Source organism: Rhodococcus sp. P-2, from assembly GCF_016598535.1.
Taxonomy (GTDB): domain Bacteria; phylum Actinomycetota; class Actinomycetes; order Mycobacteriales; family Mycobacteriaceae; genus Rhodococcus_F; species Rhodococcus_F baikonurensis.
Window position 1 is genome coordinate 4,312,988 of the sequence record NZ_CP066779.1, and the last position, 24,809, is coordinate 4,337,796.

Genomic DNA, 24,809 nt, shown 5'->3' on the forward strand with positions numbered 1-24,809 from the left:
CGTGTCGGCAACGCGGCATACACTCGATCTCGCTCCCAGACCTTCAGAGAGGCGCACGTGGCTGACTCGTTCGTACATCTTCACAATCACACCGAGTACTCGATGCTCGACGGTGCGGCCAAGGTCGGCGCCATGTTCGAGGAGGCCGCTCGTCTCGAAATGACCGCCGTCGGCATGACCGACCACGGAAACATGTACGGCGCCAGCCAGTTCTACAACGAGGCAAAGAGTGCCGGCATCAAGCCGATCATCGGCATCGAGGCCTACATCGCGCCGGAATCCCGCTTCAACACCAAGCGAGTTCTGTGGGGAGATCGCAGCCAGAAGTCCGACGACGTCTCCGGTAGCGGCGCGTACACCCACATGACGATGGTGGCCGAGAACGCGACCGGGCTCCGCAACCTCTTCAAGCTGTCTTCGCTCGCATCCATCGAAGGTCAGCTCGGCAAATGGCCGCGCATGGACGAAGAGCTCATCGCCGCGCACGCCGAGGGCATCATCGCCACCACGGGTTGCCCGTCCGGTGAGATCCAGACCCGTCTTCGTCTCGGCCACGATCGCGAGGCCCTCGAAGCTGCCGCGAAGTGGCAGGAGATCTGGGGACCGGACAACTTCTTCCTCGAACTGATGGATCACGGTCTCTCGATCGAGCGCCGTGTGCGCGAGGGTCTGCTCGACATCGGCAAGCAACTCGGTATCCCGCCACTTGCCACCAACGACTGCCATTACGTCACCAAGGACGCAGCCGAGAACCACGAGGCGCTGCTCTGCATCCAGACCGGCAAGACGCTGTCCGATCCCACTCGCTTCAAGTTCGACGGCGACGGCTACTACCTCAAGTCCGCTGCCGAGATGCGCGCCATCTGGGACAACGAAGTACCGGGGGCATGCGACAACACCGTTGCCATCGGCGAGCGCGTGCAGTCGTACGAGGACGTCTGGGCGTTCCACGACCGCATGCCGATCTTCCCGGTCCCGGAGGGTCATACACAGCAGACCTTCCTGCGCGCCGAGGTGATGCGCGGACTCGACCGCCGCTTCCCGAGCGGACCTCCGCAGGAGTACCTCGCCCGCGCCGACTACGAGATCGGCGTCATCAACGAAATGGGCTTCCCGGCCTACTTCCTCGTGGTCGGCGACCTGATCAACCACGCCAAGGACGTCGGAATCCGCGTCGGGCCCGGCCGAGGATCGGCCGCCGGTTCGTTGGTGGCCTACGCGATGGGTATCACCAACATCGACCCCATCCCGTACGGGTTGCTGTTCGAGCGATTCCTCAACCCCGAGCGCGTGTCCATGCCCGATATCGATATCGACTTCGATGATCGCCGTCGCGGCGAGATGGTGCGTTACGCGACGGACAAGTGGGGCAACGACAAGGTCGCCCAGGTCATCACCTTCGGCACCATCAAGACCAAGGCTGCCATCAAGGACTCGGCTCGCGTCCAGTTCGGCAAGCCGGGCTTCGCCATCGCTGATCAGATCACCAAGGCACTCCCGCCGCCCATCATGGCCAAGGACATCTCGGTCTCCGGTATCACCGATCCGAAGCACGAGCGGTACAAGGAGGCCGTCGAGGTTCGGGCGCTCATCGATTCCAGCCCCGACGTCGCGAAGATCTACAAGACCGCGGTGGGTCTGGAAGGGCTGATCCGTAACGCCGGCGTCCATGCCTGCGCGGTCATCATGTCGTCCGAACCGCTCACCGACGCGATCCCGGTGTGGAAACGTGCCCAGGACGGCGCCATCATCACCGGGTGGGACTACCCCTCGTGTGAAGCCATCGGTCTGCTCAAGATGGACTTCCTGGGTCTGCGAAACCTCACGGTCATCGGCGACACGCTCGAGAACATCAAAGCCAACCGCGGCATCGACCTCGACCTCGACACATTGCCGATGGACGATGCTGCAACATACGAACTGCTCGCCCGCGGCGACACCCTCGGTGTGTTCCAGCTCGACGGCGGCGGTATGCGCGAGTTGCTGAAACTGATGCAGCCCACCGGATTCGGCGACATCGTGGCCGCTTTGGCACTGTATCGCCCGGGACCGATGGGTGTGGACGCCCACATCTCGTACGCCAAGCGTAAGAACGCCTTGGAAGACGTCAAGCCGATTCACCCCGAGCTGGAAGAGCCGCTCGCGGAAATCCTCTCCGAGACCTACGGCCTGATCATCTACCAGGAGCAGATCATGCAACTGGCGCAGAAGGTGGCCGGGTACACCCTGGGCCAGGCCGACTTGCTGCGTCGCGCCATGGGTAAGAAGAAGCTGTCCGAGCTGGAAAAGGCGTACGCCGGGTTCCGTCAGGGCATGCTGGACAACAACTTCAGCGAGGCGGCCATCAAGGCGCTGTGGGACACCGTCCTTCCGTTCGCCGGCTACGCGTTCAACAAGTCGCACTCCGCCGGGTACGGCCTCGTGTCGTACTGGACTGCGTACCTCAAGGCGAACTACCCGGCCGAATACATGGCGGGTCTGCTGACCTCCGTCGGTGACGACAAGGACAAGTCCGCGATCTACCTCGCCGACTGCCGCAAGTTGGGCATCACCGTGCTCCCGCCGGACGTCAACGAATCGCGAGTGGACTTCGCGACCGTCGGCGACGACATCCGTTTCGGTATGGGGTCGGTGCGCAACGTCGGCGCCAACGTCGTCGCCTCGATCATCAAGGCGCGCACCGAGAAATCGAAGTTCACCGATTTCTCCGACTACCTCGGCAAGATCGACGCGATGGCTTGCAACAAGAAGGTCACCGAATCTCTCATCAAGGCCGGTGCTTTCGACTCGTTGGGTCATCCGCGCAAGGGCCTGATGTTGGTTCATGCCGACGCCATCGATTCCGTGATGAGCACCAAGAAGGCGGAGGCGATCGGACAGTTCGATCTCTTCGGTGGTGCCGAGGCCGACGAGTCGATCACCTCGGTGTTCGACGTCAAGATTCCCGAGGAGGAGTGGGACTCCAAGCATCGCCTGGCACTCGAACGAGAGATGTTGGGGCTGTACGTCTCCGGTCACCCGCTCAACGGTGTCGAGCACATTCTTCGCCAGCAATCCGACACGTCCATCGCTGCGATACTCGAAGGCGGCGTTCAGGACGGCGCCCAGGTGACTCTCGGCGGCATCATTGCCTCGGTGGACCGCCGGGTCAACAAGAACGGTCTGACCTGGTGCATCGTGCAGCTCGAAGATCTCGTGGGTGGAATCGAGGTGCTGTTCTTCCCACAGGCGTACGCCGTGTACGGAATGGACATCGCCGAGGATGCCATCGTGTTGGTCAAGGCTCGCGTCTCGATCCGAGACGATCGGATGTCGCTGATCGGCAACGACCTCGCGGTGCCTGATATTTCGGCCATCGGCGTCGCACGCCCCCTGTCGGTCTCGCTGCCGCTTCGGCAGTGCACCAAGGACAAGCTCAGTGCTCTCAAACAGGTGCTGACCAGACATCCGGGAACGTCCGACGTCCATGTCCGGCTGATCGGCGGAACCGAGATCAGCCTGTGGAAGGTCGACGACGTCCTTCGGGTCGAACCGTCCTCGGCGCTGATGGGCGACCTGAAGGCATTGCTCGGGCCAAGCTGCCTGACGGTCTGACCACCGATCGAGCGCACCTGAACCACACGAAGGGACCTTGCTGCATCAGCAGCAAGGTCCCTTCGTGGTCCGCTGGAGTTCGGGGAGTGAAGTGATCAGGTGGTGCGCGAGTAGTACACGCGCCGTGCCCACCAGGTGATCACAGCGGCTGTTGCGGCAGTCAGCACTGCAACCTGCATCGACTGGGTGACGGCGCCTGCTATGACGAACAGCACGAAGCCAACCGCGAGAGCTTCGATCTTGTACAGCGGCCAGCGAGTACCGGCGAGATCGATGCAATGGTCGGACGAGGGGCGTGATTCGCGAGTGGAGATATCTGCGGTGGTCATCTCGTCCCTTTCTCGGTGGTGCCGGTTCTCGGTGGTGCCGGCTTCTCGGTGACGCCGGGGCGATACGGCTGTTCGAAGCTGTGGTTTCAGAGTAGCCAGAGATGAGAGTTCGGGCAAGCGAACTTTAATGATCGGCAGCTCACTTAATCGATCAACCAGGGGGAGATGTCGGCTACAGACCTGGTCGGCGCGGTTCGGTGGCCAAGGCAGTCGAGGGGGTGTTCACTGGTACACATGCCAATCACAGGTGAGTACGAACCCAGTCCAGCGTCGTGGGCCGCCGATCAGGTCGCACGCATCGAGAACTCCGGTGGCACCGAGGGAAACGACATGAACGGCATGCCCGTCGTCGTTCTCACGACAATCGGGGCAAAGTCCGGCAAGGTCAGGAAGACGCCGCTGATGCGCGTCGAGCACGACGGCTCGTATGCCGTTGTGGCTTCGCTCGGTGGTGCTCCGAAGAATCCGGTCTGGTATTACAACGTCAAGGCCGATCCGCACGTCACCCTGCGTGACGCGACGCAGGTCTTCGACCTGGTTGCTCGCGAAGTCACCGGCGACGAGAAGGCGATCTGGTGGGAGCGCGCTGTCGCTGCGTACCCCGACTACGCCGACTATCAGACGAAGACCGATCGCGAGATTCCGGTGTTCGTGCTCGAACCCAAGTAGCGCCGGCATTCCACAAGAAACCATTTCACAAGAATCACTGCATAAATCACAAGTAAAATCGTCACTCGCGGGGGTCGGCGATCCCGACTCCCGTGAGTGTGTCATGGAGGTCTGATGAGTCCGAAAACCGTTGCAGATCAATTGGTTCAGCAGCTCGTCGACGCGGGTGTCAGTCGGATCTACGGCATTGTCGGTGACAGTCTCAATCCCATCGTCGACGCGGTACGTCGCACCGATGGTTCCGAAAAGGGCGGAATCGACTGGATACACGTCCGTCACGAGGAAGCAGCCGCGTTTGCCGCCGCAGCGGATGCCCAGATCACCGGGAAACTCGCAGTGTGTGCGGGATCCTGCGGTCCCGGAAACCTTCACCTGATCAACGGCCTGTACGACGCTCATCGTTCGGGAGCCCCGGTCCTCGCGATCGCCTCACACATCCCCAGCGCCCAGATCGGAATGGGCTACTTCCAGGAAACGCATCCCGAGCGGATTTTCATCGAATGTTCGAGTTACACCGAACTCGTCAGCACGGCAGTCCAATCACCTCGCGTGGTGCAGTCGGCGATTCAGCATTCGGTAGCTCGAAACGGCGTCTCGGTGATCGTGCTTCCCGGGGACATCGCCGATTGTCCGGCCGAAGGAACCCCGCCGACGCTCGTTGAAACTCGTAGGCCGACAGTCGTTCCGGACGCCGGTGACGTGAAGGCGTTGGCAGACGTGATCAACGGCTCGCGCAAGGTTGCGATCTTCGCCGGCGCGGGTGTGCGAAACGCACGGGAAGAGGTGTTGGCGCTGGCCGAAACCGTCGGTGCTCCCATCGGGCATTCGCTGCGTGGCAAGGAATGGATCCAGTACGACAACCCGTACGACGTCGGGATGACCGGATTGCTCGGTTACGGTGCGGCGCACGACGGTATCCACGGCGCCGATCTCCTGCTCCTGATCGGCACGGACTTCCCCTACGATCAATTCCTGCCCGATGATGTTCGCACTGCTCAGATCGACATCGCGGCCGAGCGGTTGGGGCGTCGAACCAGCCTGGACCTGGCTGTGCACGGCGACGTCGCGAGCACATTGAGTGCACTGATTCCGCAGCTCGATCGGAAGACCGACCGCGGGTTCCTCGAGGACACCCTCGCCAAGCACAACACTCTGATGACCAAAGTGGTTGGTGCATACACGGATCCGGTCAAGCAGCGCACGCCCATCCATCCCGAGTATGCGGCCTCGATCCTCGACGATCTGGCTGCGGACGACGCTATCTTCACCGCCGACACCGGAATGTGCAATGTGTGGACGGCGCGCTACCTCAATCCGAACGGGTCGCGGCGCTTCATCTCCTCGGCATTGCACGGATCCATGTCCAACGCGCTCCCACACGCGATGGGTGCGGCATGGTCGAGTCCGGGACGTCAGGTCATCTCGGTGTCCGGCGACGGCGGATTGTCGATGCTGCTCGGTGAGTTGGTCACCGTCGCGATGTACAAGTTGCCGGTCAAGATCGTGGTGTTCAACAACTCGACACTCGGAATGGTCAAGCTCGAGATGCTGGTCGACGGCCTTCCGGATTTCGGGGTCGACGTGCCCGCTGTCGACTACGCGGCGGTTGCTGCTGCGCTCGGTATCTTCTCGCGCCGAATCGAGAATCCCGCGGACATCGAAGCGGGCCTACGCGCCGCGCTCGATCACGACGGTCCGGCCTTGGTCGATCTGGTGACCGATCCGCTGGCATTGTCGTTGCCGCCCACCATCACCGGTGGTCAGATGAAGGGCTTCGCCCTGGCGATGTCGAAGATGGTGATGAACGGCGGCGTCGGCGAGGCAGTACAGATGGCCAAGTCGAATCTGCGGAACGTGCCGCGCCCCTCGCAGTTGGATCCTCGCGGCTGACCTACTCCCGCCCTGCCCTGCCGACGATGCGGGGCGGGGCGGTGGGAAGGTTGATCCCCGACGTGCGAAAATGGCGGAGTGTCTAACTCGCCCGATGTCGTAGTAACCAAGTCCGCCCTCCCCGCGCTCGACGCGCAGGAGATCGACGCGGCCATCGAGCGAATTCAGCACGTCATTGCGGCTACCCCCTTGCAGTACAGCGACCGCCTTTCGGCGTTGACCGGCGCGCACGTGTACCTCAAGCGCGAGGACCTCCAGGGCGTTCGTTCGTACAAGATTCGCGGCGCGTACAACCTGATCGCTCAGCTCAACGAGGCCGAGCGTGCGGCAGGCGTGGTGACCGCCAGCGCCGGAAACCATGCTCAGGGTGTTGCCTTCGCGTGCCGAACCATGCAGATCAAGGGTCGGATCTATGTTCCGGCCAATACCCCCAAGCAGAAGCGTGATCGCATCCGCGCCCACGGCGGAGCGTTTGTCGAACTGTTCATGATCGGCGAGACCTATGACGCCGCCGCTGCTGCCGCAGCAGGGGACGTAGCCGAAACCGGCGCAACCATGGTCCCCCCGTTCGACGACGTGCGCACCGCTGCGGGGCAAGGAACCATCGCAGCCGAGATCCTCACGCAACTGGACGCACCTCTCGACACGATCGTGGTGCCGGTCGGCGGCGGCGGTTGCATCGCGGGGATAGCCACCTACTTGCACGAGCGGTCGCCCAAGACGTCGATCGTCGGAATTGAACCGTCCGGCGCGGCATCCATGACAGCCGCTCTCGTTGCCGGCGGCCCGGTAACTCTTCCCGACGTCGATCCGTTCGTGGATGGCGCCGCCGTCAAGCGGATCGGCGACGTTCCCTACGAGGTCGTCTCACGTCTGGGTGCTGCCGTCGTGTCGCACGCGTCGTTGCCGCTCGTGGCTCGTCAACTTCAGACGCGCTCCGGTTCGGGATCGTTCGTCGTCAATCAGATCGACGAGGGCGCTATCTGCACGGCGATGCTCGAGCTATATCAGAGCGAGGGCATCATCGCCGAACCGGCGGGGGCGCTTTCCGTTGCGGCACTTCAGAATCTGACGTTCGAGCCGGGATCGACCGTCGTCTGTCTGATTTCCGGTGGCAACAACGACGTCTCCCGTTACGGCGAAATCCTCGAGCGCTCGCTCGTTCACCTCGGGCTCAAGCACTACTTCCTGGTGGACTTTCCGCAGGAACCGGGAGCGCTCCGTCGCTTCCTCTCGGACGTGCTCGGGCCGGACGACGACATCGCACTGTTCGAGTACGTCAAGCGAAACAATCGCGAGACGGGCGCCGCGTTGGTGGGTATCGAACTCGGTTCCGCCGACGGGTTGGCGTCGTTGCTCGAGCGGATGGAGCGCGCGCCGATGCAGTCCGAGAGGCTCGAGCCGGGAAGCCCGGCGTACCGCTATCTGACGTAAGGGACGCCCCCGGTCAGGGCCTGAGCCGCTCGACAACCTGTCGATGCAGCTCGGGGTCGGGCTGGGGGAGCCCGAGCATGGCCGCCAGGTACAGGCCGTCGCCGACGAGGCGGATGATCTCGGCCAGTACGGGATCGGCGATTTCGGTCTGGAGACCCTTGTCCCAGCTCCGCATCACATGTGTGACAGCCTTCTGGATTTCGTCGTGTTGTCCGTCGACCGTTCGGAGCGCGGCAATGATGGAGCGGAAGAGGGAGAGTTCTTCGCTTTCGTTGGCATCGGGAATCTGTAGATAGAACTCGGTGACAGTCGTACCGCCGGCAACGGCGTCCTCGAGTTGCTGATCCGAGCGTTCGCCGAGTCTGCGGACCATCGCCGCGAGGAGTGCTTCCTTGCTGGGGAAGTGATAGAGCAGCCCGCCCTTGGAAACCCCCGCCTCGGCGGCAACGCCTTCGAGCGTGACTTGGGCGACGCCGCTGACCAGCAGCAGCTTCTCCAGTGCGTCGAGAATTCGATCGCGAGTGTCGGCAGCCATGTGATGTGACCCTACCCGGAAATAACTTTACCGCTCGGACGGTTCACTGTTACCGTAGACCTACTGTACCGGCTGGACGGTTCAGTGAAATCTTTTCGAAAGAACTCAGAGAAAGTCGCAGGGGAGCAATGTCAGTGTCGGCAGATCACACGTCTGCAATCAATCCCGACGAGGTTCGGGCGACAAAGCGTGACTGGGCGGGCTTGATAGTCCTTGCCTTTGCTGTGTTGCTCATCGCAGTCGACGGCACGGTGCTCGATCTTGCGCTTCCGTTCATCAGCGCGGACCTCGAACCGAGCAGCACGCAGTTGCTGTGGATCATCGACGTCTATTCGTTCGTGCTCGCCGGTCTGCTCATCACGATGGGTACGCTCGGTGACCGGATCGGCAGGAGAAAACTGCTCCTGATCGGCGCCGTGGGCTTCGGTCTGGCCTCGATCATCGCGGCCCTCGCAGTCAGTCCGGAAATGCTCATCGCCGCCCGCGTGCTGCAGGGCATCTCCGGTGCAACGCTGATGCCGGCCACCCTCGGTCTGATCCGCACGATCTTCGTCAACCCGCGTCAGCGCACCGAAGCCATCGGTGTCTGGGGCGCGATGGCAGGTGGCGGTACCGCAGCCGGCCCGTTGGTCGGTGGTTGGTTGCTCGAGCACTTCTGGTGGGGCTCGGTCTTCTTGATCAACATCCCGGTCATGATCGCGCTGGTGGTACTCGGCCCGATTCTGATCCCGGAGTCGAAGGACCCCAATCCGGGTCGATTCGACCTCATCAGTGCAGGTCTGTCGATGGCGACCATGTTGCCGCTCGTGTACGCGGTCAAGGAATCCGTGGTGCACGGCGTCAGTGGCACGCTGCTGGTCATCGGCCTGGTTGGTCTCGCGGCGGGTTACGTGTTCGTGCGTCGTCAGCGGATGCTGAAGGATCCGATGTTGGATCTGAAACTGTTCGCCAACGCGTCGTTCTCCACCGCGGTCATCACCAACCTGCTCTCGATCTTCGCGCTGGCCGGCGTGCTGTTCTTCGGTTCGCAGTACCTGCAGTTGGTACTCGGTAACTCGGCGTTCAACGCCGGCTTGTTGATGCTTCCGGGCATGTTGCTCAGCGCGTTCACTGCGGTTGCGGCGGCATGGTTGATCCGCCGGTGGTCGGTGTCTCACGTGCTCAGCGCAGGCCTCGCGGTTGCCGGTATCGGTGCTGCGATGCTGCTCGCCCTCGGCGTCGACAGCGGCCCGCTGATGTTCGTGATCGGCTTCGGTCTGGCCGGTGCAGGTGTCGGTGTCGCACTGACACTGACGTCGGATCTTGTGGTCAGTTCGGTGGAACCCGAGCGTGCCGGTGCTGCGTCCGCGGTGTCGGAGACGGCGTACGAACTCGGTATCGCGCTCGGCGTGGCGATCCTGGGCAGCGTGGTGATGGCGATCTTCCGCAAGGGAATCGACACGTCGATGCTCGAGGCAGATCAGGCGCACGCCGCGCAGGGCACTTTGGGTGGTGCGCTGCAGGAAGCGACGTACCTGCCCGGTGAACTCGGTTCGGTGCTTGCCGATTCCGCGAAGTCGGCGTTCGTCGACGGTATGCACGTTGCTGCCGGCGCTACCGCTTTGGTTCTCTTCGTCAGTGCCGCCTTGGTGTTGCGGATGCTGCGGAGTACACCAGAGAACGCGAAGCGTTGACCCGTGTAGAAGTAGCGCTGACTCTGACGGAATCCAGGTAGTCAGCGTTCGAGTACGACGAACGAGTGTCCAGGCACGACGGTTGCGGACGCGGTCTCGTCCTGTCTCGGCGGATCCCACCATAAAATGGGGGTTCCGCCGGCCGGGACCGAGGCCGCGTCCGTTCCCAGATTGCACACGATCTGTAATGCGCCGCGGCGCAGGGTGATCCACTGGCCGTCCTCGTCGTAGTCGACGTGCAAGTGCCCAAGCCAAGGATCGGTGATCTCGATTCGCTTCTTGCGCAGGGCAAGTAAATCGCGATAGCACGCCAGGACACGAGCATGCGTCTCGTCGGCTCGCTCGTCCCAGTCGAGTTTCGATCGCAGAAATGTCTGTGGATCTTGCGGATCCGGAATGTCGTCGCTGTTCCAGCCGTGTGCCGCGAACTCCGCCTTGCGGCCTGTGGCGGTGGCTTCGCCGAGTTCCGGTTCCGGGTGCGAGGTGAAGAACTGGAACGGGGTGGTGGCTCCCCATTCTTCGCCCATGAACAGCATCGGCGTGTACGGCGAGAGCAGGACCAGCGCCGCCTTGATCGCCAATTGGCCTGGCGTCAGATAGGCGCTCGGGCGGTCGCCGATCGCGCGGTTGCCGATCTGATCGTGGGTGCACGTGTAAGCGAGCAGAGCACTGGCCGGCTGATGCGTGATGTCGATCGGCCGACCGTGAACCCGCTCACGAAACGACGAATAGGTTCCGGCATGGAAGAAACCGCGCCGCAACGTATTCGCAAGTGACTCCAACGAACCGAAGTCGGCGTAGTAGCCCTGGCGTTCACCCGAGACGGCCGCGTGAATGGTGTGGTGGATGTCGTCGTCCCACTGCGCGTCCAGGCCGAACCCGCCTGCCGCGCGTGGCGTGACGAGAGTGGCGTCGTTGAGATCACTTTCGGCGATCAACGTGAGCGGTCGACCCAGATGGGTCGACAGTGTTTCCGTTCGGACGGCGAGTTCCTCGAGGATGTGCGTCCCGGTGTGATCGACCAGGGCATGGACTGCGTCGAGGCGTAGGCCGTCGATGTGGAAGTCGCGCATCCATCGCAAGGCGTTGCCGATGATGTACTCGCGAACCTCGCCCGACTGCGGGCCGCCGATGTTGATGGTTCGGCCCCAGGTGTTCGCCCCGTCCGCGATGTAGGGACCGAACCGTTCGAGATAGTTGCCCGACGGGCCCAGATGGTTGTAGACCACGTCCAGGATCACGCCGAGTCCGCGTTCGTGGGCAGCGTTCACCAGACGTTGCAATCCGTCCGGACCGCCGTAGACCTCGTGGACGGTGTACCAGAGCACACCGTCGTAACCCCAGTTGTGAGTTCCGTTGAAGCCGTTGACCGGCATGAGCTCCACGAACCCGATGCCGAGGTCTACCAGGTGATCGAGGCGCTCGATCGCGGCGTCGAAAGTTCCTTCGGGGGTGAACGTTCCGATGTGCAGTTCGTAGACGGACGATCCCGGAAGTTGCCTTCCGGTCCACTGAGAGTCGGTCCAGGACGACTCGTCCAACCGGTGCAGTTGGGAGCGAAGGTGCACGCCCTCGGGCTGTCGCGGTGATCGCGGGTCCGGCAGCGTTTCGCCGTCGACGACAAACCCGTAACGGGCCTGGCTGTCGCAGTCGACCTCGGCTCGCCACCACCCGTCGTCGGTGCGTTCCATGTCGTGAGTGACTCCGTTGACGTCGACCCGGACCGATTCCGGCGTGGGCGCCCAGACCTCGAAAGTATGCACACGATCAGCATGCCTTGTTCGGTCGGATGCGGCAGCCTGGCGGGGCGGGATCGGTCGTCATGGACGGTTTCTATCCGCAGGTGTTGCCGGACGGTGCGGACAGCGTGATCAGTTCCGGAGTGGGTGCGCCGCAGCATCCGCCCTCGGCTTTTCCTGTGCCGGTTTCTGCTGTGTCAGGTTCGTCGAAAACGCCTGCGCCGCCGCAGACCCCGGTCTCCGGAAGGATCAACTCGACGCGGGCCGCGGCTTCGTGATCGCCGGCGAGTTCGGCTGCGATGCTGCGAACCTGCTCGTAGCCGGTCATCGCCAGGAAGGTGGGTGCCCGGCCGTAGCTTTTCATTCCTGCCGAGTACACGCCCTGCTCCGGATGGCGAAGCTCCTTCGCACCGTGCGGATACACGGTGCCGCACGAATGGACGTTCGGGTCGATCAGCGGAGCAAGCTCGACCGGCGCCTGTAAGACCGGGTCGAGGGCGAGTCGTATTTCCGAAAGCCAGGACAGATCGGGGCGGAATCCGGTCAGTGTGACGACGTTGTCCACGTCCTGGATGTGCTCACCGGCGTCGGAGGTAAGTCTGAGTCGCCCCGACGGGATTGTTGACACAGCGGCTGTACGGAAGCCGGTGACCACCCGAAGAAATCCCGCATCGACGGCCTTCTTCGCGCGCAACCCCAGGGCGCCGCGTGCGGGGAGTTGATCAGCGTCGCCGCCGCCGAATGCCGAGCCGACGTTTCCTCGGCGGACTGCCCAGGTGATACGGGTGCTCGGATCCTTCTCTGCAAGCCCCGACAGCGCAACGATCGCGGTCAGCGCAGAGTGGCCGCTTCCGGCGACGACAGTGTGCGTGCCGGTGAACTGTGCGCGCACCGTCGGATCGTCGAGATCAGGAACTCGGTACCTGATCGCGGACCCAGCAGCGACTTCGCCCAATGCTGGCAGACCTTCACCGCCGAGCGGGTTGGGAGTGCCCCAGGTGCCGGATGCGTCGACAACGGCCTGGGCCAAGACGCGATCCTCGGTTCCGTCATGGCGGCGGAGGTGAATCGAGAGGGGTTCGGTGTCGCGACCGGCGTCGACGACCAGGTCACGCCCGCGCCGCGCTATGCCGCTCACTTCGGTGTCGAACTGGACCAGGTCGCCGAGTGCAGCGGCGAGTGGTTCGAGATAGTGCTCGCGCCATTGCCGGCCGGTCGGGTACGTCTCACCGTCGGGGGAGTCCCATCCATTCTGGTCGAGGAGTCGGCGTGCGGCTGGGGAGACGAGTTCGGACCAACGTGAGAACAGTCGAACGTGATTCCACTCGGAGATCGCGGTACCGGCTGCGCCTCCGCGCTCGAAGACGAGCGGGGTGAGTCCACGTTCGCGCAATTCGGCTGCGGCTGCCAGGCCGATCGGGCCTGCTCCGATCACGACCACGGGTAGGGGGTTCATGTCGTACCTTTCATCGACGATTATCGATCTATTCGGACTGTATCGACAATCATCAATGTAGGCAACCATCGACGGCTGTCGATATAGTGAAGCGATGACATCGCTGCAGACGCCAACGGTGCGCGTCGGAGATTCGGGCCCGGAACAGGTGGGTACTTCCGTCCTCGCGCAGGGCGACGCCGATACCTACGCACAGTGGTTCGCCTGCCTGGCGGAGCCGATGCGGGTCCGATTGCTTCACCGGGTGGCGAGCGCGGTCGGTGGTATTACCGTCGGAGCGCTCGCCGAGGCATTGGGGATCGGGCAGCCGACGGTGTCGCACCACCTGCGCAAGCTCGCCGACGTGGGTTTCGTGAACCTGCGTAGGGAAGGGACCAGCACGGTCGTCGCGGTGAATCCGACGTGCTGTGTTGCGCTGCCGCAGGCGGCGGATGTGGTGATGGGGGTGCTCGGACCGCGTCCATGTTGCCCGAGTGATCTGCCTGACGACGTCGCTGTCCGGGCGATGGCCGACGACGACTGGTATTCGGTTCTTCGGATTTGCGGCGAGGGTATCGATACTCGAAATGCCACCTTCGCCACGGAGGTCCCCGTGCGCGAGTACCTCCAAGATCAGTGGCTGCTGCATCATCGATGGGTGGCGACTATCGAGGGCACTGTAGTCGGCTGGGCGGCGCTGAGTTCAGTCTCCGAGCGTGACTGCTATCGCGGGGTTGCGGAGAATTCCGTGTATGTCGCGGACGGCATGCGTGGTCGGGGCGTCGGAAAAGCGCTGTTGCGCAAGCAAGTCATGGCCGCCGACGCTGATGGTTTCTGGACTTTGCAGACGTCGATCTTTCCGGAGAATCGTGCCTCCATCTCACTGCATCATTCGGCTGGATTCAGAACTATCGGTCTCCGGGAAAAGATTGCCCAACTCGACGGTGTCTGGCGTGACACTGTTCTCCTCGAACGACGTGCGGTGGCCGCCCCCGTTTGACGGGCCGGGGTCCGTAATCGCGGATCACTTGATTGCGCCTTGATTCGAAGTCTGTCAATATCGAAGAATGTCGAATCAAAGCGCCCCGGAGTACGAAGCGTGCTGCACCCCACTCGTGCGTGAACCGTTGACCGAGGATTGGGCCGGCGACCTGTCTCGGATGTTCAAAGCGCTCGGTGACCCGGTCCGCCTCCGTCTGCTCAGTTTGGTGGCGAGTCACGAGGGTGGTGAAGCCTGCGTCTGCGACATCTCCGACTCGTTCGACCTGTCCCAACCGACTATCTCGCATCACCTCAAGGTGTTGCGCCAGGCCGGGCTACTCGACTGTGAACGACGCGGGACCTGGGTGTATTACTGGGTGATTCCGGCTGCGCTGCAGCAGCTTTCCGCGGTACTCCTGGTTGAAGGTACGAGCGTGAGTGCTGCAGGCTCTTGCGCTGAGGTCACGGCATGAGCAAGGCTGCCGGCGTCGACCACCCTGCAGTGGTCGGCAAACTCTCCACCCTCGACCGCTATCTACCGGTGTGGATCGGCGTCGCCATGGTTGCAGGACTCCTGCTGGGGCGGTGGATACCCGGCGTCAACACGGTCATCGAGAAGGTGCAGATCGACGGGATCTCGTTGCCGATCGCACTCGGCCTGCTGATCATGATGTACCCGGTGTTGGCGAAAGTTCGCTACGACCGACTCGACACGGTCACCGGCGACAAGAGACTACTCGCGAGCTCGCTGGTCCTGAATTGGGTTCTCGGGCCCGCATTGATGTTCGCCCTCGCCTGGCTGATGCTGCCGGATCTCCCCGAATACCGCACCGGACTGATCATCGTCGGCCTCGCTCGCTGCATCGCGATGGTCATCATCTGGAACGACCTGGCCTGCGGTGACCGTGAAGCCGCCGCCGTTCTGGTCGCGATCAACTCGGTATTCCAAGTCTTCATGTTTGCAGTTCTCGGCTGGTTCTACCTGTCAGTCCTACCCGGTTGGCTCGGCCTCGAACAAACCACGATCGACACGTCACCCTGGCAGATCGCCAAATCTGTTCTGATCTTCCTCGGAATCCCGCTGGTTGCCGGTTTCCTGTCCCGCTACTTCGGCGAAAGGGCAAGGGGGCGTGACTGGTACGACAACAGGTTCATCCCGGCGATCAGTCCGTGGGCCCTTTACGGTCTTCTGTTCACGATTGTCGTCCTCTTCGCCTTGCAGGGTGAACAGGTCACCTCGCGACCATGGGACGTCGTCCGGATCGCGCTGCCGTTGCTCGCGTACTTCGCACTCATGTGGGGCGGAGGCTACATCCTCGGCGCCGCAATCGGATTGGGTTACGAACGCACCACGACCCTCGCGTTCACCGCTGCGGGCAACAACTTCGAACTTGCAATCGCCGTTGCCATCGCCACCTATGGCGCCACTTCGGGACAGGCGCTTGCCGGTGTCGTCGGGCCGCTGATCGAGGTGCCGGTGCTCGTCGGTCTGGTGTACGTCTCCCTTGCTCTACGCAAACGCTTTGCAGCCGAAGAGGTTTCACCTGGTCGAGAAAGCGCGATGTCATGAGTACGCCATCCGTGTTGTTCGTGTGCGTCCACAACGCCGGCCGATCGCAGATGGCAGCCGGGTTTCTGAGCCATCTCGCGGGTGATGCTATCGAGGTCCGTTCCGCCGGATCCGCACCCGCCGAGGCCGTCAATTCGGCAGCGGTCGAGGCGATGGCAGAGCGCGGTATCGACATCTCAGCTCAGTCTCCGAAGATCCTCACAGCCGACGCAGTCCAGGACTCGGATGTCGTCATCACCATGGGCTGCGGCGACACGTGCCCGATCTTTCCCGGTAAGAGCTACCGAGACTGGGTTCTCGACGATCCGGCCGGACAGGGCCTCGACGCGGTTCGCCCGATCCGCGACGAAATCGAGCGTCGCGTTCGAGCCCTGATCGCCGAACTCAACCAGATTCGCTAGGCATTGACCACGGCGACAGATTCGGACCCGCCAGACACAAACAGAACGGATGACCAGCGGGATCGAGCAGCACCCGGCAACGCTCCGGCGCGTTCTGCCGTCTACCGAGTTGGGCGCCGAGGCTGACAGCTTGCTCCTGCGCGATGTCCAGATCATCGACCACTAGATCCAGATGAATCTGCTTCGGTATTGCACCCGTCGGCCACGTGCTCGGGCGATGTTCGTCGATGCGGATTGCGGTGATCTGGCCACCGCCTGCGCTGACGGTCGCAAACTTCTCAGTACTGTGCGTGATTTTGCCGCCCAGCATATTTCGCCAGAATTCGGCAAGGCGTTGTGGATCATTGCAATCGAGGGTGATCGATCCCAAGCGAGCTACAGGCATGGGCTCGACGCTACAGAATTCCTTGGTTCGGCTTCCTTCGCGGAGGCGTTATCCGTCGGCAGGCTCGATGTGTTCGGCACCGAGGACCGAGAGCCGGTATTCCTGTGCGTCCTGCTCGGTTTCGAAATCTTTCTCTTCGAGGAGGTTCCGATCGGCGTCGAGGTATCGGTAGGTAGTCATCCCTCCACCGTGCCATTGATGTCCGGTTCCTGCTCGGATACGGGTTCGATCTCGTCGACGATCGTTTGTACGAGTCTCCCGTACTGCTTGATCAAATCCTTCGACGACAACGAATCCTCGCCGAGAAGGTCCAGCGTTCGCATACCTGTGGCAAGCCCGAGCACGAGTGAGACGACCAGCTGGCTACGAACCAAATCCGGCGAGGTGTCGCCGATGCGTCGCGCGATTCCGTGAACGTATCGTTCCTTGATCTCAGCCCTGGCTGCGCCGGGATCCGGGGCTTCGTGAACATGTACGGCGAGCATTGCCCACGGATCGGTTTCGTCGGCTTCTCTACGGGCAACGAGTCTCTCGACCAGCCAGTAGCCGAAGCCACCTGAGGAGTCGCCGTTCGGCTCCTCGTCCATCGGAGGTGCGGACGGGATCGCCGCCGAATACAACCGAGCTTTGCTGCCGTAGATCTTCATGACCAGCGCGGGGGAGTATCCGGCCGCTGCCGCAACATCTTTGATCTTCGTCGAGGCATACCCGCGTTCCGCGAACAAGGATGTCGCGGCTGTGAGGATGCTCTCTTCAGCGGTGCTCATGGCAGGCCTGCTCATACGGTCGTCAGCGGCTCTGCATCGAGGGGAACGTCGAAGTCGACGACGGTGGACTGCGCGATGACCGCGATCTGCCTCGCGAGTGTGCCGTGTCCGCTCGCGGTCAACGCGGTGAGGATGTATCGACCGGATGTGGGGAGAGCGATTCCGTAGTGTCCGGCTCCGTCGGTGACGGTGGATGCGACGAACTCGCCGGTCGGTTTGGTGAGTGTGACGACAGTTCCCGAAGTTGTCTGCCCACCCACACCGACCTTGCCGGAGATGGTAAGGCGCTCACCGAGTTCGACGGTGTGCGTCGATTGCGCGTTGTCGAAACCGACCACCTGTGAGATCGGGGACCAGCCGTCGGCGCTCGTCACCACCAAGTACCGTCCGGGCTGCGGAAGAGCGAGGGAGAAATTGCCCTCGTTGTCGGCGCGGCTCCAGTCGATCGGACGCCCGTCCATGTCCATCACGGTGACCACGGCCTGCCTGATGGGGCGACTGTCCGCTCGGACGACGCGACCGGCAACCACTATTTCCGTATCGCTCACGGCGGCGTCGGGAAGCTCGAAACCTTCCGGTGTGACCGGGCGAAGTGCCGTTTCCGGTTTTGCGCCGCGGCGAGGAATGAAGGCAGCGGCACCGGCAGCGGCAACCGCGGCCAGGGCGGCGAGCCAGAAGATGTTCTTGAAGGCGTCGATCGACGGAAGGCCCTCGCCGGGTCCGGATGGAATGACCATCGAGGTGAGCATGGCGGCGACCACCGCGCTGGAGATCGAGGTACCGACCGAGCGAAGGAGCGAGTTGAGGCCGTTTGCCGACGCGGTTTCCGTGATCGGGACCGAGCGCATGATCAGCATCGGCATCGCGGAGTACGCGATTGCAGTTCCGATGCTGACCACCGCTGCGCTGATGATGATCAGTGCGATCGATCCGGTCAGGAACACGCGCGCGATGTAGGCGAGCGCGAGCACCGTGCCGCCGACGATCAGGGTGGTTTTCGCCCCGAATCGTTTGGTGATGTTCGCGGACACGGGAGCGAAGAAGACCATCGCGAGTCCTGCCGGAATCATGCAGAGCCCAGCCGCCATCACGCCCAGTTCGAAGCCGTAGCCGGAGATTTTCGGCATCTGAAGTTGTTGTGTTGTCGAAAGGTTGTTCGCGTACATCGAGAAGCCGACGAGGATCGACGCGACGTTGGTCAGCAGTACTGGCCGCTTGGCTGACGTGCGCAAGTCGACCATCGGCTGGGTGACGCGTAGTTCGTAGGGGAACCACAGTGCGAGCGTCACGACCCCGATGACGAACATCAGCAATGTCGGTTCACTGGTCCATCCCCAGCGGGCGCCCTTGGAAATGGCCAGGAGGAGTGCGGCGAGTGAAACCGAGAGCATGACTGCGCCGAGGAAGTCGAACTTGCCGCGGGTGCGAACACTTGATTCCGGGACAACGACGGCCACTGCGACGATCAGTAGGACGCCCACGATCGCCGAGAGCCAGAAGATGGCGGGCCAGCCGAGGTGTTCGAAGATCAACCCCGACAGCGGGAGTCCGAGTGCGGCACCGACTCCGAGAGTGGCGCTCATCAATGCGGTTGCCGACGCCACCTTCTCCTTGGGGAGTTCGTCGCGCATGATGCTGATTCCGACCGGAATCATCGAGATGGCGAAGCCTTGAAGTCCGCGCCCGATGAGGAGGGAAACGAAGTTGCCGCCGATCGCTGCGATCAGTGATCCGACCACGATCGTGGTCATCGAGATCAGCATCATGCGTCGTTTTCCGAACATGTCCGCCAGGCGGGTGACGATCGGGGTGGCGACGGCACTGGTCAGCAGGGTGACGGTGACCAGCCAGGAAGCGTCGTCCGCGCTGACGCCGAGGATCTTCGGAAACTCGGGCAGCAACGGAATGACCATGGTTTGTTGCAGTGCGACCACGGTGCCGGACAGACAGAGGATTGCGGTGATGAGCCGACTCGAACGGCGAGGGGTCGGAGACGAGTGCAATGCCAAGAGACGGTCCTTCACGAGGCGTGGGGTGAACGGTAGTTCACCCCTGAGTGAATCACTGTTCACCCCTGATTGTCACATCGGTAGATTGTGTCTTCGGTCACGACTTCGGTGATGTCACTGGTTTCCCTGCCGGTATCGCGGGAACAACGACAGTGGTGTTCTGTGCCTGCGCTTGGCGGGCAGCGAGGAGGAGTGATGCGTGCCGAAGTAGGTGACCGCCTTCATGTTCAGGGGCGAGTGGTCGGTCAGTCCGAGGTGACGGCCGAGGTCCTCGAAGTTCACGGTGAGGATGGGGGACCGCCCTATCTGGTCAGGTATGACAACGGACACGAGGCACTCGTGTTTCCCGGCAGTGACGGTTGGATCGACCACCCTGGAAAAGGCTCCTGATCTGCACTCTTCTTTCCCTGCACGGCTGTTGCATCGAATGCGGCTAAAGTGTGCGCAATGGAGGGTAAACGCCAGTATCACTCCCGTGTGCGTGAGGCTTCCGCGCAACGAACCAAGGAACTCATTCGTGATGCGGCGACGACTCTGTTCGTGCGCGACGGGTATGTCAGCGCCACCGTCAAACAGATTGCCGACGCCGCCGGTGTGGCCAATCGGACAGTGTTCACGGCGTTCCCCGGCGGAAAGCTCGAGATCTTCGAAGCGGCACTTGCTGCAGCGCTGGACGCCGAGCCCTTTCCTCTCGGTGCGCCGAGTTCGGCCTCGGACCCCGATGACGTTCGGCGGATCGTCTCGCAGATCGTCGCACAGGGCATCGGCATGCTCGAGCGTGCCGGTGCTCTCATGATGGTCACCGTGGAATCGTCAGGTGCCGATTCCGACATGCGACGTCTGTCCGAGGAGTCGGCCGAGCAATCGGCAGCCAATGCGATGTCGATAGCGGAGGGTCTGTCGGAACACGGTTTGCTGAGGCCGGAGATCTCGCTCGAGAAGGCCGCGGGAATACTTGCCGCCTTCGTCTCGCCGCAGCTCCATCAACAACTGCGTCGAGTCAGTGGTTGGGATCTCGACGCATACCGCTCGTGGCTGGAGTTCAACATTCGACAGAATCTAATGTACTAATTGGTCTGTTTTGGTTAGCATGGCGAGGGTTTTTTATTCTCGGGAGGAATCGCCAGCGTGCCCTATGCCTTGTTCGGCCTCATCACGATGCTGCTCTGGATCTTTTGCATCGTCGACGCCATCACGAGAGATGACGCCTATATCCAGTACCTGCCCAAGGTCGTCTGGATTCTGATCATCATCTTCCTTCCCACTCTCGGTTCGGTGCTCTGGCTCGTGGTGGGTCGCGGGCAGAATGCACCTCGTGGGTACGTCGGCCCCACCGGCTACGGCGAATACGAGCGTCCGGGACGCGCAGTCGCGCAGGATCCGGCGGCGGACGAAGCCTTCCTTCGTCAGTGCCGTGAGCGGGCGGAGGAGCAGCGCCGAATCGCCAAGCAGCAGCGCCGCGACGGAGACGCTGATCGAATGTGAGTTATCGATACGTCATGAGCTGGTCCAGCACGAGTCGAAGTGGCGGCCAGGACGTTCGGCCACGACGGGTTACCGCGTAGGCCGTGAGGATGACGGGCGGATCGATGAGTGGTTCAACCCGCACGCCTTCGCGAGTTTTACGTTCGAGCGGCATCAGTCCGACACCGTAGCCGCTGAGGACCAATAGTTCGACCAAGTCGAGACTGTCGATCTGGTGAGTGATCCGTGGGGTGAATCCAGCCAGCGACGCGAGGGTTCGCACGGCGCGCTCGTCGGCAGTGTTTCGTGAGTTCACGATCCATGGGGTGTCTGCGAAGGCCCGGAGATCGATCCTGGAATTCGTTCCCTCGTCGGGCGTTCGGGCGTTGTCGGGAACGCACAGTCCCCACGGCGTCGACCAGAGCGGAACTGCTTCGAGAAGTGGACTCGGCGACGCGGGGGCGAGGTTGTAGTCGTACGTCAGTGCGAGGTCGAGGTCGTCGCGTTCGAGGAGTGCGAAGGCCTCGACTGGTTCGTATTCGTAGATCACCACGTCCACCAGCGGATGACTGTGTTGCAGGCTTCGGGCGACGGGGAGCATGGCGGTTCTGATGGCAGTTGCGAATCCGCCGACTCGCAGCGTTCCCACCGGTTCGGCGTCCGGATCGAGGTCCAGCCGAGCGGCGTCGAGCGCCGCCAGGATAGTGACCGCATGATCCGCGAGTCGTTGCCCGGCGGGGGTGAGGCGAACGCGTCGGCCGTCCGGCTCGATCAACGCTGTTCCGGTTTCGGCCGTCAAAGCAGCGAGCTGTTGGGACACTGTCGACGTCGTGAGGTTGTGCGCTTCGGCGACGGCGCGCATCGAACCCAAACGCGAGAGTTCGAGAAGAAGGTGAAGTCGACGGGTTTCCATTCGTCGATCATTCACTAATCGTGAACATAATGTGGGTCGAAATCGCGTGGACGCGAACGGTTGGTGTCCCGTTCAATGCAAATATGGATACGAGAGCGCGAGCCGGCGTCGGTCTGGCTGTTCTGGCGATGTTGTGCGTACAGCTCGGCCTCGCCGTCTCGGTGAGTCTGATCGATCAGCTCGGCGCGGACGGAGCGGCGTGGGTGCGCCTTGCCTGGGCGGGCATCATTCTTTTGATCATCGTCAGGCCCCGGCCGTCCGCGTTCACCCGCAAGGCGTTTCTGGCTTGCGTGGTCCTGGGTGTGGTGACCGCCGGGATGACGCTCTTGTTCATGGCGGCCGTGGAGCGTCTGCCGCTGGGCACGGCAAGTGCCTTGGAATTCTTGGGTCCGCTGACAGTTGCTCTGCTGCGCGGGCGCGGCCGTGTTCTGTGGCCGGTTCTGGCCGGTGTCGGCGTAGTCCTTCTGACCGAACCGTGGGCGGGCACGGTCGATCTGGCCGGAGTGGGATACGCGCTCGGCGCAGCGCTCTGCTGGGCGATGTACATACTGCTCACCCAGCGTGTCGGCGACGAGGTTGCCGGTATCAACGGGCTGGCGGTGTCGATGGCCGTAGCTGGTTTGGCCGCAACAATTGCCGTGGGGCATTCGGCCATCGGGCGGCTGACCCCGCACCTGATCCTCGTGGGCCTCGGGCTCGCGATTCTGCTGCCCGTCGTGCCCTTCGTCTTGGAGATGGTCTCGCTGCGGCGGCTGTCGACGGCAGCGTTCGGCACGCTGATGAGTCTCGAACCCGCGTTCGCTCAGCTCATCGGTTTGATTGTGTTGCAACAGGTCCCGAGCCTTCTGGCCGTGGCAGGTATCGCGTGCGTCGTCGTCGCCGGTATCGGCGCGGCCCGAGGTGGCGCGAGAGATCGTGCTCAGGGGCCGGCCGCGCCACCCACCGATTCCGAGCGAACGTACCTTTCGGCGCCTTCATGAGACCGAGAGTGCCGTTCGCTCAGTGCACGGCTGCCGCAGCGATTGCTCCGTCGAACACGTCGGCGACCTCGCCGAGTGAATCGAGAATCGGCTGACCTGATCGTTCGACTCGAGCCCGCACCAGCGAACCCTCGAGCGCGGACACTGCAAGGATGGCAAGTCGTTCCGCTCGCGTACGTGCGACGCCGGATTTGACCAGTGAGTCGCGCAGTAGCGAAGTCCACTGTCGGTAGACCGCCTGTCCGGCGGCTGTCACGCTCTCCGAATCGGGGGCAAGTTCCAACAACACCGTCGTGATCGGCGAGCCTTCGTGGAAGTCCGAATCGCTGACCCATCCGGTGAGCAACCGCGCGTACTCGCGCAGCAGCGATCCGGCGTCTGATTGGCTCTCGCCGAGTTCGGTCAGAGTGTCGGTGACCAACTGCCCGCCGACGCGGACGACCTCTTCGCCGATCTGCTCCTTGCCGCCGGGAAAGTAGTGGTAGAGCGAACCTTTCGGCGCCCCGCTCGACTTGAGGATCTCGTTGAGGCCTGTTGCCGCATATCCCTGGCGGCGAAACAGATCGGCCGCAGCTCGTACAAGTGCCTCGCGGTGTTTCGGGGGAGTCGCCACGCGTTGGAGCTTAAACACACCAGCGAACCATCACAATCTATGTAGACTGGTCTACATGGAGAATGCGGAGATACTCGAGCAATTGCGCGCGGTCAACGCGTCGGCGGCCTTCAATCGGTGGGCGGGCTTCGAGGTCACGGAAGCAGAACCGGGTCGCGTGCGCCTGCGGCTCGAATGGCGTGAGGATCTCGGCCAGTACTCCGGACACCTGCACGCTGCGCTCGTGGCGGGGCTCGTGGACACCGCATGTGGGTTTGCCGCCTTCACACAGGTGGGCGTAGTGGCCGCATCCAACTGTGCGGTCAACTTCGTGAGCCCAGGAGTCGGAACCGCATTCGTCGCCACGGCACGCTCGGTCAAGGCCGGGCGTAAGCAGGTGTTCGTCACTGCCGAGGTACATGCCGAACGCGAAGGCGAATCCGTGCTCGTCGCGTTCGGCACCACTCTGTTGGTTCCACTCGGCGCTCAATCTCAGGGAACCCCAGGCAAAGTCAGGGAATGAGGATGAACTTCCCGGCGGGATGAGAACTCTGCAACTCGGTGTGAGCGAGCGCGACGTCCGTCAGTGGAAAGGTCTTGGCGATCTTCACGGTGAGATGTCCGGAACCGGCTTGTTCGACCAGTTCGGATCGTGCCTTCAAACGTGCTTCGGCACTTGCCGGATTGCCTCCGCCGACAGACGCGAAGCCGTCGGTCTGGGCGCGTCCGAACGCGACGATGGTGACGATACGGCTCTTGTCGGTGACCAACGCCAGAGATGTATCGACGGCTTCGTCAGTTCCGGCGGTGTCGAAAGCGGCGTCGACACCGTTCGGTGCTAGTTCACGAACGCGGGCTTCGAGGCCGTTGCCGTAGACCACCGGGGTAGCGCCGAGTGAACGCACGTACTCCTGATTGGAGGCTCCCGCAGTGCCGATCACGGTGGCCCCGCGAGCTACTGCCAGCTGGACGGCAATCGCGCCGACGCCGCCGGACGCGCCGTGGATGAGAACGGTATCGCCGGAGCCGACTCTAATCGTGTCGAGGGCGTCGACTGCAGTTCCGCCGACGAGAAGGAGTCCGGCCGCCTGCTCCCAGCCGATGCCGGCGGGCTTCGCGGTCACCGAGGAGGCCGGAACGACAACCTGTTCGGAATAGAGACCGTTGCCCGGGCTGACGATCACCTCGTCGCCGACTGCCACGTCCGCGACAGCGTCACCGACGGCAGAGACGACGCCCGCCGCCTCGCCGCCGAGGCGGATCGGAAGTTTCTCGGGATCGGTGCCGAAAGCACCGCTGTAGAGCTTGAAGTCGAAGGGATTCACCCCGATCGCCTTCACGTCGACCAGGACTTCGCCTGATTTCGGTGCCGGTAAATCGATGTCCACCAGCTCCAGGACCTCGGGCGTGCCGTACGTCTGCGCTACAACAGTTTTGCTCATGTCTCGC

Annotated in this window: 25 protein-coding genes; 14 read left to right on the forward strand and 11 right to left on the reverse strand. The window is 62.7% G+C overall.

Annotation, left to right across the window (positions count from 1 at the left end):
- The first annotated feature begins 57 nt into the window (after positions 1-57).
- Positions 58-3,594: a DNA polymerase III subunit alpha gene (gene dnaE / locus I7X09_RS20425; protein ID WP_007733155.1), complete on the forward strand. Its 3,537-nt coding sequence runs from the start codon at positions 58-60 to the stop codon at positions 3,592-3,594.
- 95 nt (positions 3,595-3,689) lie between these two features.
- Here the strand turns inward: dnaE and I7X09_RS20430 are convergent, their stop codons facing one another.
- A complete protein-coding gene (locus tag I7X09_RS20430) occupies positions 3,690-3,923 on the reverse strand; it encodes a hypothetical protein (RefSeq protein ID WP_095969899.1) in 234 nt (77 codons plus the stop codon).
- A gap of 234 nt (positions 3,924-4,157) precedes the next feature.
- Between I7X09_RS20430 and I7X09_RS20435 the strand changes: the two genes are divergently transcribed.
- The 3 genes from I7X09_RS20435 to ilvA all read left to right on the forward strand — a co-directional run bounded on the left by I7X09_RS20435 (position 4,158) and on the right by ilvA (position 7,916).
- Positions 4,158-4,592 carry a nitroreductase family deazaflavin-dependent oxidoreductase gene (locus tag I7X09_RS20435; protein ID WP_065456581.1) on the forward strand — a complete coding sequence of 145 codons (435 nt, stop codon included), beginning with the start codon at positions 4,158-4,160 and terminating at the stop codon, positions 4,590-4,592.
- 114 nt (positions 4,593-4,706) lie between these two features.
- Complete coding sequence (locus I7X09_RS20440) at positions 4,707-6,482, forward strand: pyruvate dehydrogenase (RefSeq protein ID WP_200313392.1); 1,776 nt, start codon at positions 4,707-4,709, stop codon at positions 6,480-6,482.
- Positions 6,483-6,560: 78 nt separating this feature from the next.
- The gene (ilvA, locus tag I7X09_RS20445; protein WP_200313393.1) at positions 6,561-7,916 is read left to right on the forward strand and encodes a threonine ammonia-lyase IlvA; all 1,356 of its coding nucleotides are present in this window, start codon (positions 6,561-6,563) and stop codon (positions 7,914-7,916) included.
- 13 nt (positions 7,917-7,929) lie between these two features.
- Here the strand turns inward: ilvA and I7X09_RS20450 are convergent, their stop codons facing one another.
- Complete coding sequence (locus I7X09_RS20450; RefSeq protein WP_095969902.1) at positions 7,930-8,451, reverse strand: TetR/AcrR family transcriptional regulator; 522 nt, start codon at positions 8,449-8,451, stop codon at positions 7,930-7,932.
- A 128-nt stretch (positions 8,452-8,579) separates the two neighbouring features.
- Here I7X09_RS20450 and I7X09_RS20455 point away from each other — a divergent pair, with 128 nt between their 5' ends.
- The gene (locus I7X09_RS20455) at positions 8,580-10,124 is read left to right on the forward strand and encodes an MFS transporter (protein WP_095969903.1); all 1,545 of its coding nucleotides are present in this window, start codon (positions 8,580-8,582) and stop codon (positions 10,122-10,124) included.
- A gap of 41 nt (positions 10,125-10,165) precedes the next feature.
- On the opposite strand, the gene treZ is transcribed toward I7X09_RS20455, so the two are convergent.
- On the reverse strand, positions 10,166-11,887 hold the full coding sequence (treZ, locus tag I7X09_RS20460) for a malto-oligosyltrehalose trehalohydrolase (protein ID WP_200313394.1): 1,722 nt from the start codon (positions 11,885-11,887) through the stop codon (positions 10,166-10,168).
- Between the two features lie 70 nt (positions 11,888-11,957).
- On the reverse strand, positions 11,958-13,319 hold the full coding sequence (locus I7X09_RS20465) for an NAD(P)-binding domain-containing protein (RefSeq protein WP_124569373.1): 1,362 nt from the start codon (positions 13,317-13,319) through the stop codon (positions 11,958-11,960).
- Positions 13,320-13,413: 94 nt separating this feature from the next.
- Here I7X09_RS20465 and I7X09_RS20470 point away from each other — a divergent pair, with 94 nt between their 5' ends.
- From I7X09_RS20470 to I7X09_RS20485, 4 genes are all read left to right on the forward strand, one after another.
- Complete coding sequence (locus I7X09_RS20470; RefSeq protein ID WP_200313395.1) at positions 13,414-14,298, forward strand: helix-turn-helix domain-containing GNAT family N-acetyltransferase; 885 nt, start codon at positions 13,414-13,416, stop codon at positions 14,296-14,298.
- Between the two features lie 67 nt (positions 14,299-14,365).
- The gene (locus tag I7X09_RS20475; protein ID WP_200313396.1) at positions 14,366-14,752 is read left to right on the forward strand and encodes an ArsR/SmtB family transcription factor; all 387 of its coding nucleotides are present in this window, start codon (positions 14,366-14,368) and stop codon (positions 14,750-14,752) included.
- Complete coding sequence (gene arsB / locus I7X09_RS20480; protein ID WP_200313397.1) at positions 14,749-15,849, forward strand: ACR3 family arsenite efflux transporter; 1,101 nt, start codon at positions 14,749-14,751, stop codon at positions 15,847-15,849. The genes I7X09_RS20475 and arsB overlap by 4 nt, the downstream gene beginning before the upstream one ends.
- Positions 15,846-16,250 carry an arsenate reductase ArsC gene (locus I7X09_RS20485; RefSeq protein WP_095969909.1) on the forward strand — a complete coding sequence of 135 codons (405 nt, stop codon included), beginning with the start codon at positions 15,846-15,848 and terminating at the stop codon, positions 16,248-16,250. Before arsB ends, I7X09_RS20485 begins: the two co-directional genes overlap by 4 nt.
- Here I7X09_RS20485 and I7X09_RS20490 read toward each other — a convergent pair.
- From I7X09_RS20490 to I7X09_RS20500, 4 genes are read right to left on the reverse strand one after another with little or no spacing between them, the layout of a single operon-like run.
- Positions 16,234-16,635: a VOC family protein gene (locus tag I7X09_RS20490; RefSeq protein ID WP_095969910.1), complete on the reverse strand. Its 402-nt coding sequence runs from the start codon at positions 16,633-16,635 to the stop codon at positions 16,234-16,236. The two genes, I7X09_RS20485 and I7X09_RS20490, sit on opposite strands and share 17 nt — an antisense overlap.
- Before the next feature lie 48 nt (positions 16,636-16,683).
- A complete protein-coding gene (locus tag I7X09_RS29605; RefSeq protein WP_260395768.1) occupies positions 16,684-16,815 on the reverse strand; it encodes a hypothetical protein in 132 nt (43 codons plus the stop codon).
- Complete coding sequence (locus I7X09_RS20495; RefSeq protein ID WP_095970006.1) at positions 16,812-17,402, reverse strand: TetR/AcrR family transcriptional regulator; 591 nt, start codon at positions 17,400-17,402, stop codon at positions 16,812-16,814. Before I7X09_RS20495 ends, I7X09_RS29605 begins: the two co-directional genes overlap by 4 nt.
- Before the next feature lie 11 nt (positions 17,403-17,413).
- Positions 17,414-19,426, reverse strand: a complete 2,013-nt coding sequence (locus I7X09_RS20500) for an MFS transporter (protein WP_200313398.1) — start codon at positions 19,424-19,426, stop codon at positions 17,414-17,416.
- Positions 19,427-19,606: 180 nt separating this feature from the next.
- On the opposite strand from I7X09_RS20500, the gene I7X09_RS20505 reads away from it, so the two are divergent.
- Genes I7X09_RS20505 through I7X09_RS20515 form a run of 3 tightly spaced genes read left to right on the forward strand, consistent with a single transcriptional unit; the run spans position 19,607 to position 20,896 of the window.
- A complete protein-coding gene (locus tag I7X09_RS20505) occupies positions 19,607-19,801 on the forward strand; it encodes a DUF1918 domain-containing protein (RefSeq protein ID WP_095969911.1) in 195 nt (64 codons plus the stop codon).
- 57 nt (positions 19,802-19,858) lie between these two features.
- Complete coding sequence (locus I7X09_RS20510; protein WP_095969912.1) at positions 19,859-20,482, forward strand: TetR/AcrR family transcriptional regulator; 624 nt, start codon at positions 19,859-19,861, stop codon at positions 20,480-20,482.
- A gap of 57 nt (positions 20,483-20,539) precedes the next feature.
- The gene (locus tag I7X09_RS20515) at positions 20,540-20,896 is read left to right on the forward strand and encodes a PLD nuclease N-terminal domain-containing protein (RefSeq protein ID WP_003941757.1); all 357 of its coding nucleotides are present in this window, start codon (positions 20,540-20,542) and stop codon (positions 20,894-20,896) included.
- A gap of 1 nt (position 20,897) precedes the next feature.
- On the opposite strand, the gene I7X09_RS20520 is transcribed toward I7X09_RS20515, so the two are convergent.
- On the reverse strand, positions 20,898-21,788 hold the full coding sequence (locus I7X09_RS20520; protein WP_166810486.1) for a LysR family transcriptional regulator: 891 nt from the start codon (positions 21,786-21,788) through the stop codon (positions 20,898-20,900).
- A gap of 83 nt (positions 21,789-21,871) precedes the next feature.
- On the opposite strand from I7X09_RS20520, the gene I7X09_RS20525 reads away from it, so the two are divergent.
- The gene (locus I7X09_RS20525; RefSeq protein ID WP_200313399.1) at positions 21,872-22,768 is read left to right on the forward strand and encodes an EamA family transporter; all 897 of its coding nucleotides are present in this window, start codon (positions 21,872-21,874) and stop codon (positions 22,766-22,768) included.
- Positions 22,769-22,787: 19 nt separating this feature from the next.
- Here the strand turns inward: I7X09_RS20525 and I7X09_RS20530 are convergent, their stop codons facing one another.
- The gene (locus tag I7X09_RS20530; protein ID WP_200313400.1) at positions 22,788-23,381 is read right to left on the reverse strand and encodes a TetR/AcrR family transcriptional regulator; all 594 of its coding nucleotides are present in this window, start codon (positions 23,379-23,381) and stop codon (positions 22,788-22,790) included.
- A gap of 55 nt (positions 23,382-23,436) precedes the next feature.
- On the opposite strand from I7X09_RS20530, the gene I7X09_RS20535 reads away from it, so the two are divergent.
- Entirely contained in the window at positions 23,437-23,883 is a 447-nt protein-coding gene (locus I7X09_RS20535; RefSeq protein WP_234036647.1) for a PaaI family thioesterase, read from the forward strand.
- Here the strand turns inward: I7X09_RS20535 and I7X09_RS20540 are convergent.
- Positions 23,873-24,802, reverse strand: a complete 930-nt coding sequence (locus I7X09_RS20540) for an NADP-dependent oxidoreductase (protein ID WP_200313401.1) — start codon at positions 24,800-24,802, stop codon at positions 23,873-23,875. The genes I7X09_RS20535 and I7X09_RS20540 overlap by 11 nt on opposite strands.
- Positions 24,803-24,809 lie beyond the last annotated feature (7 nt).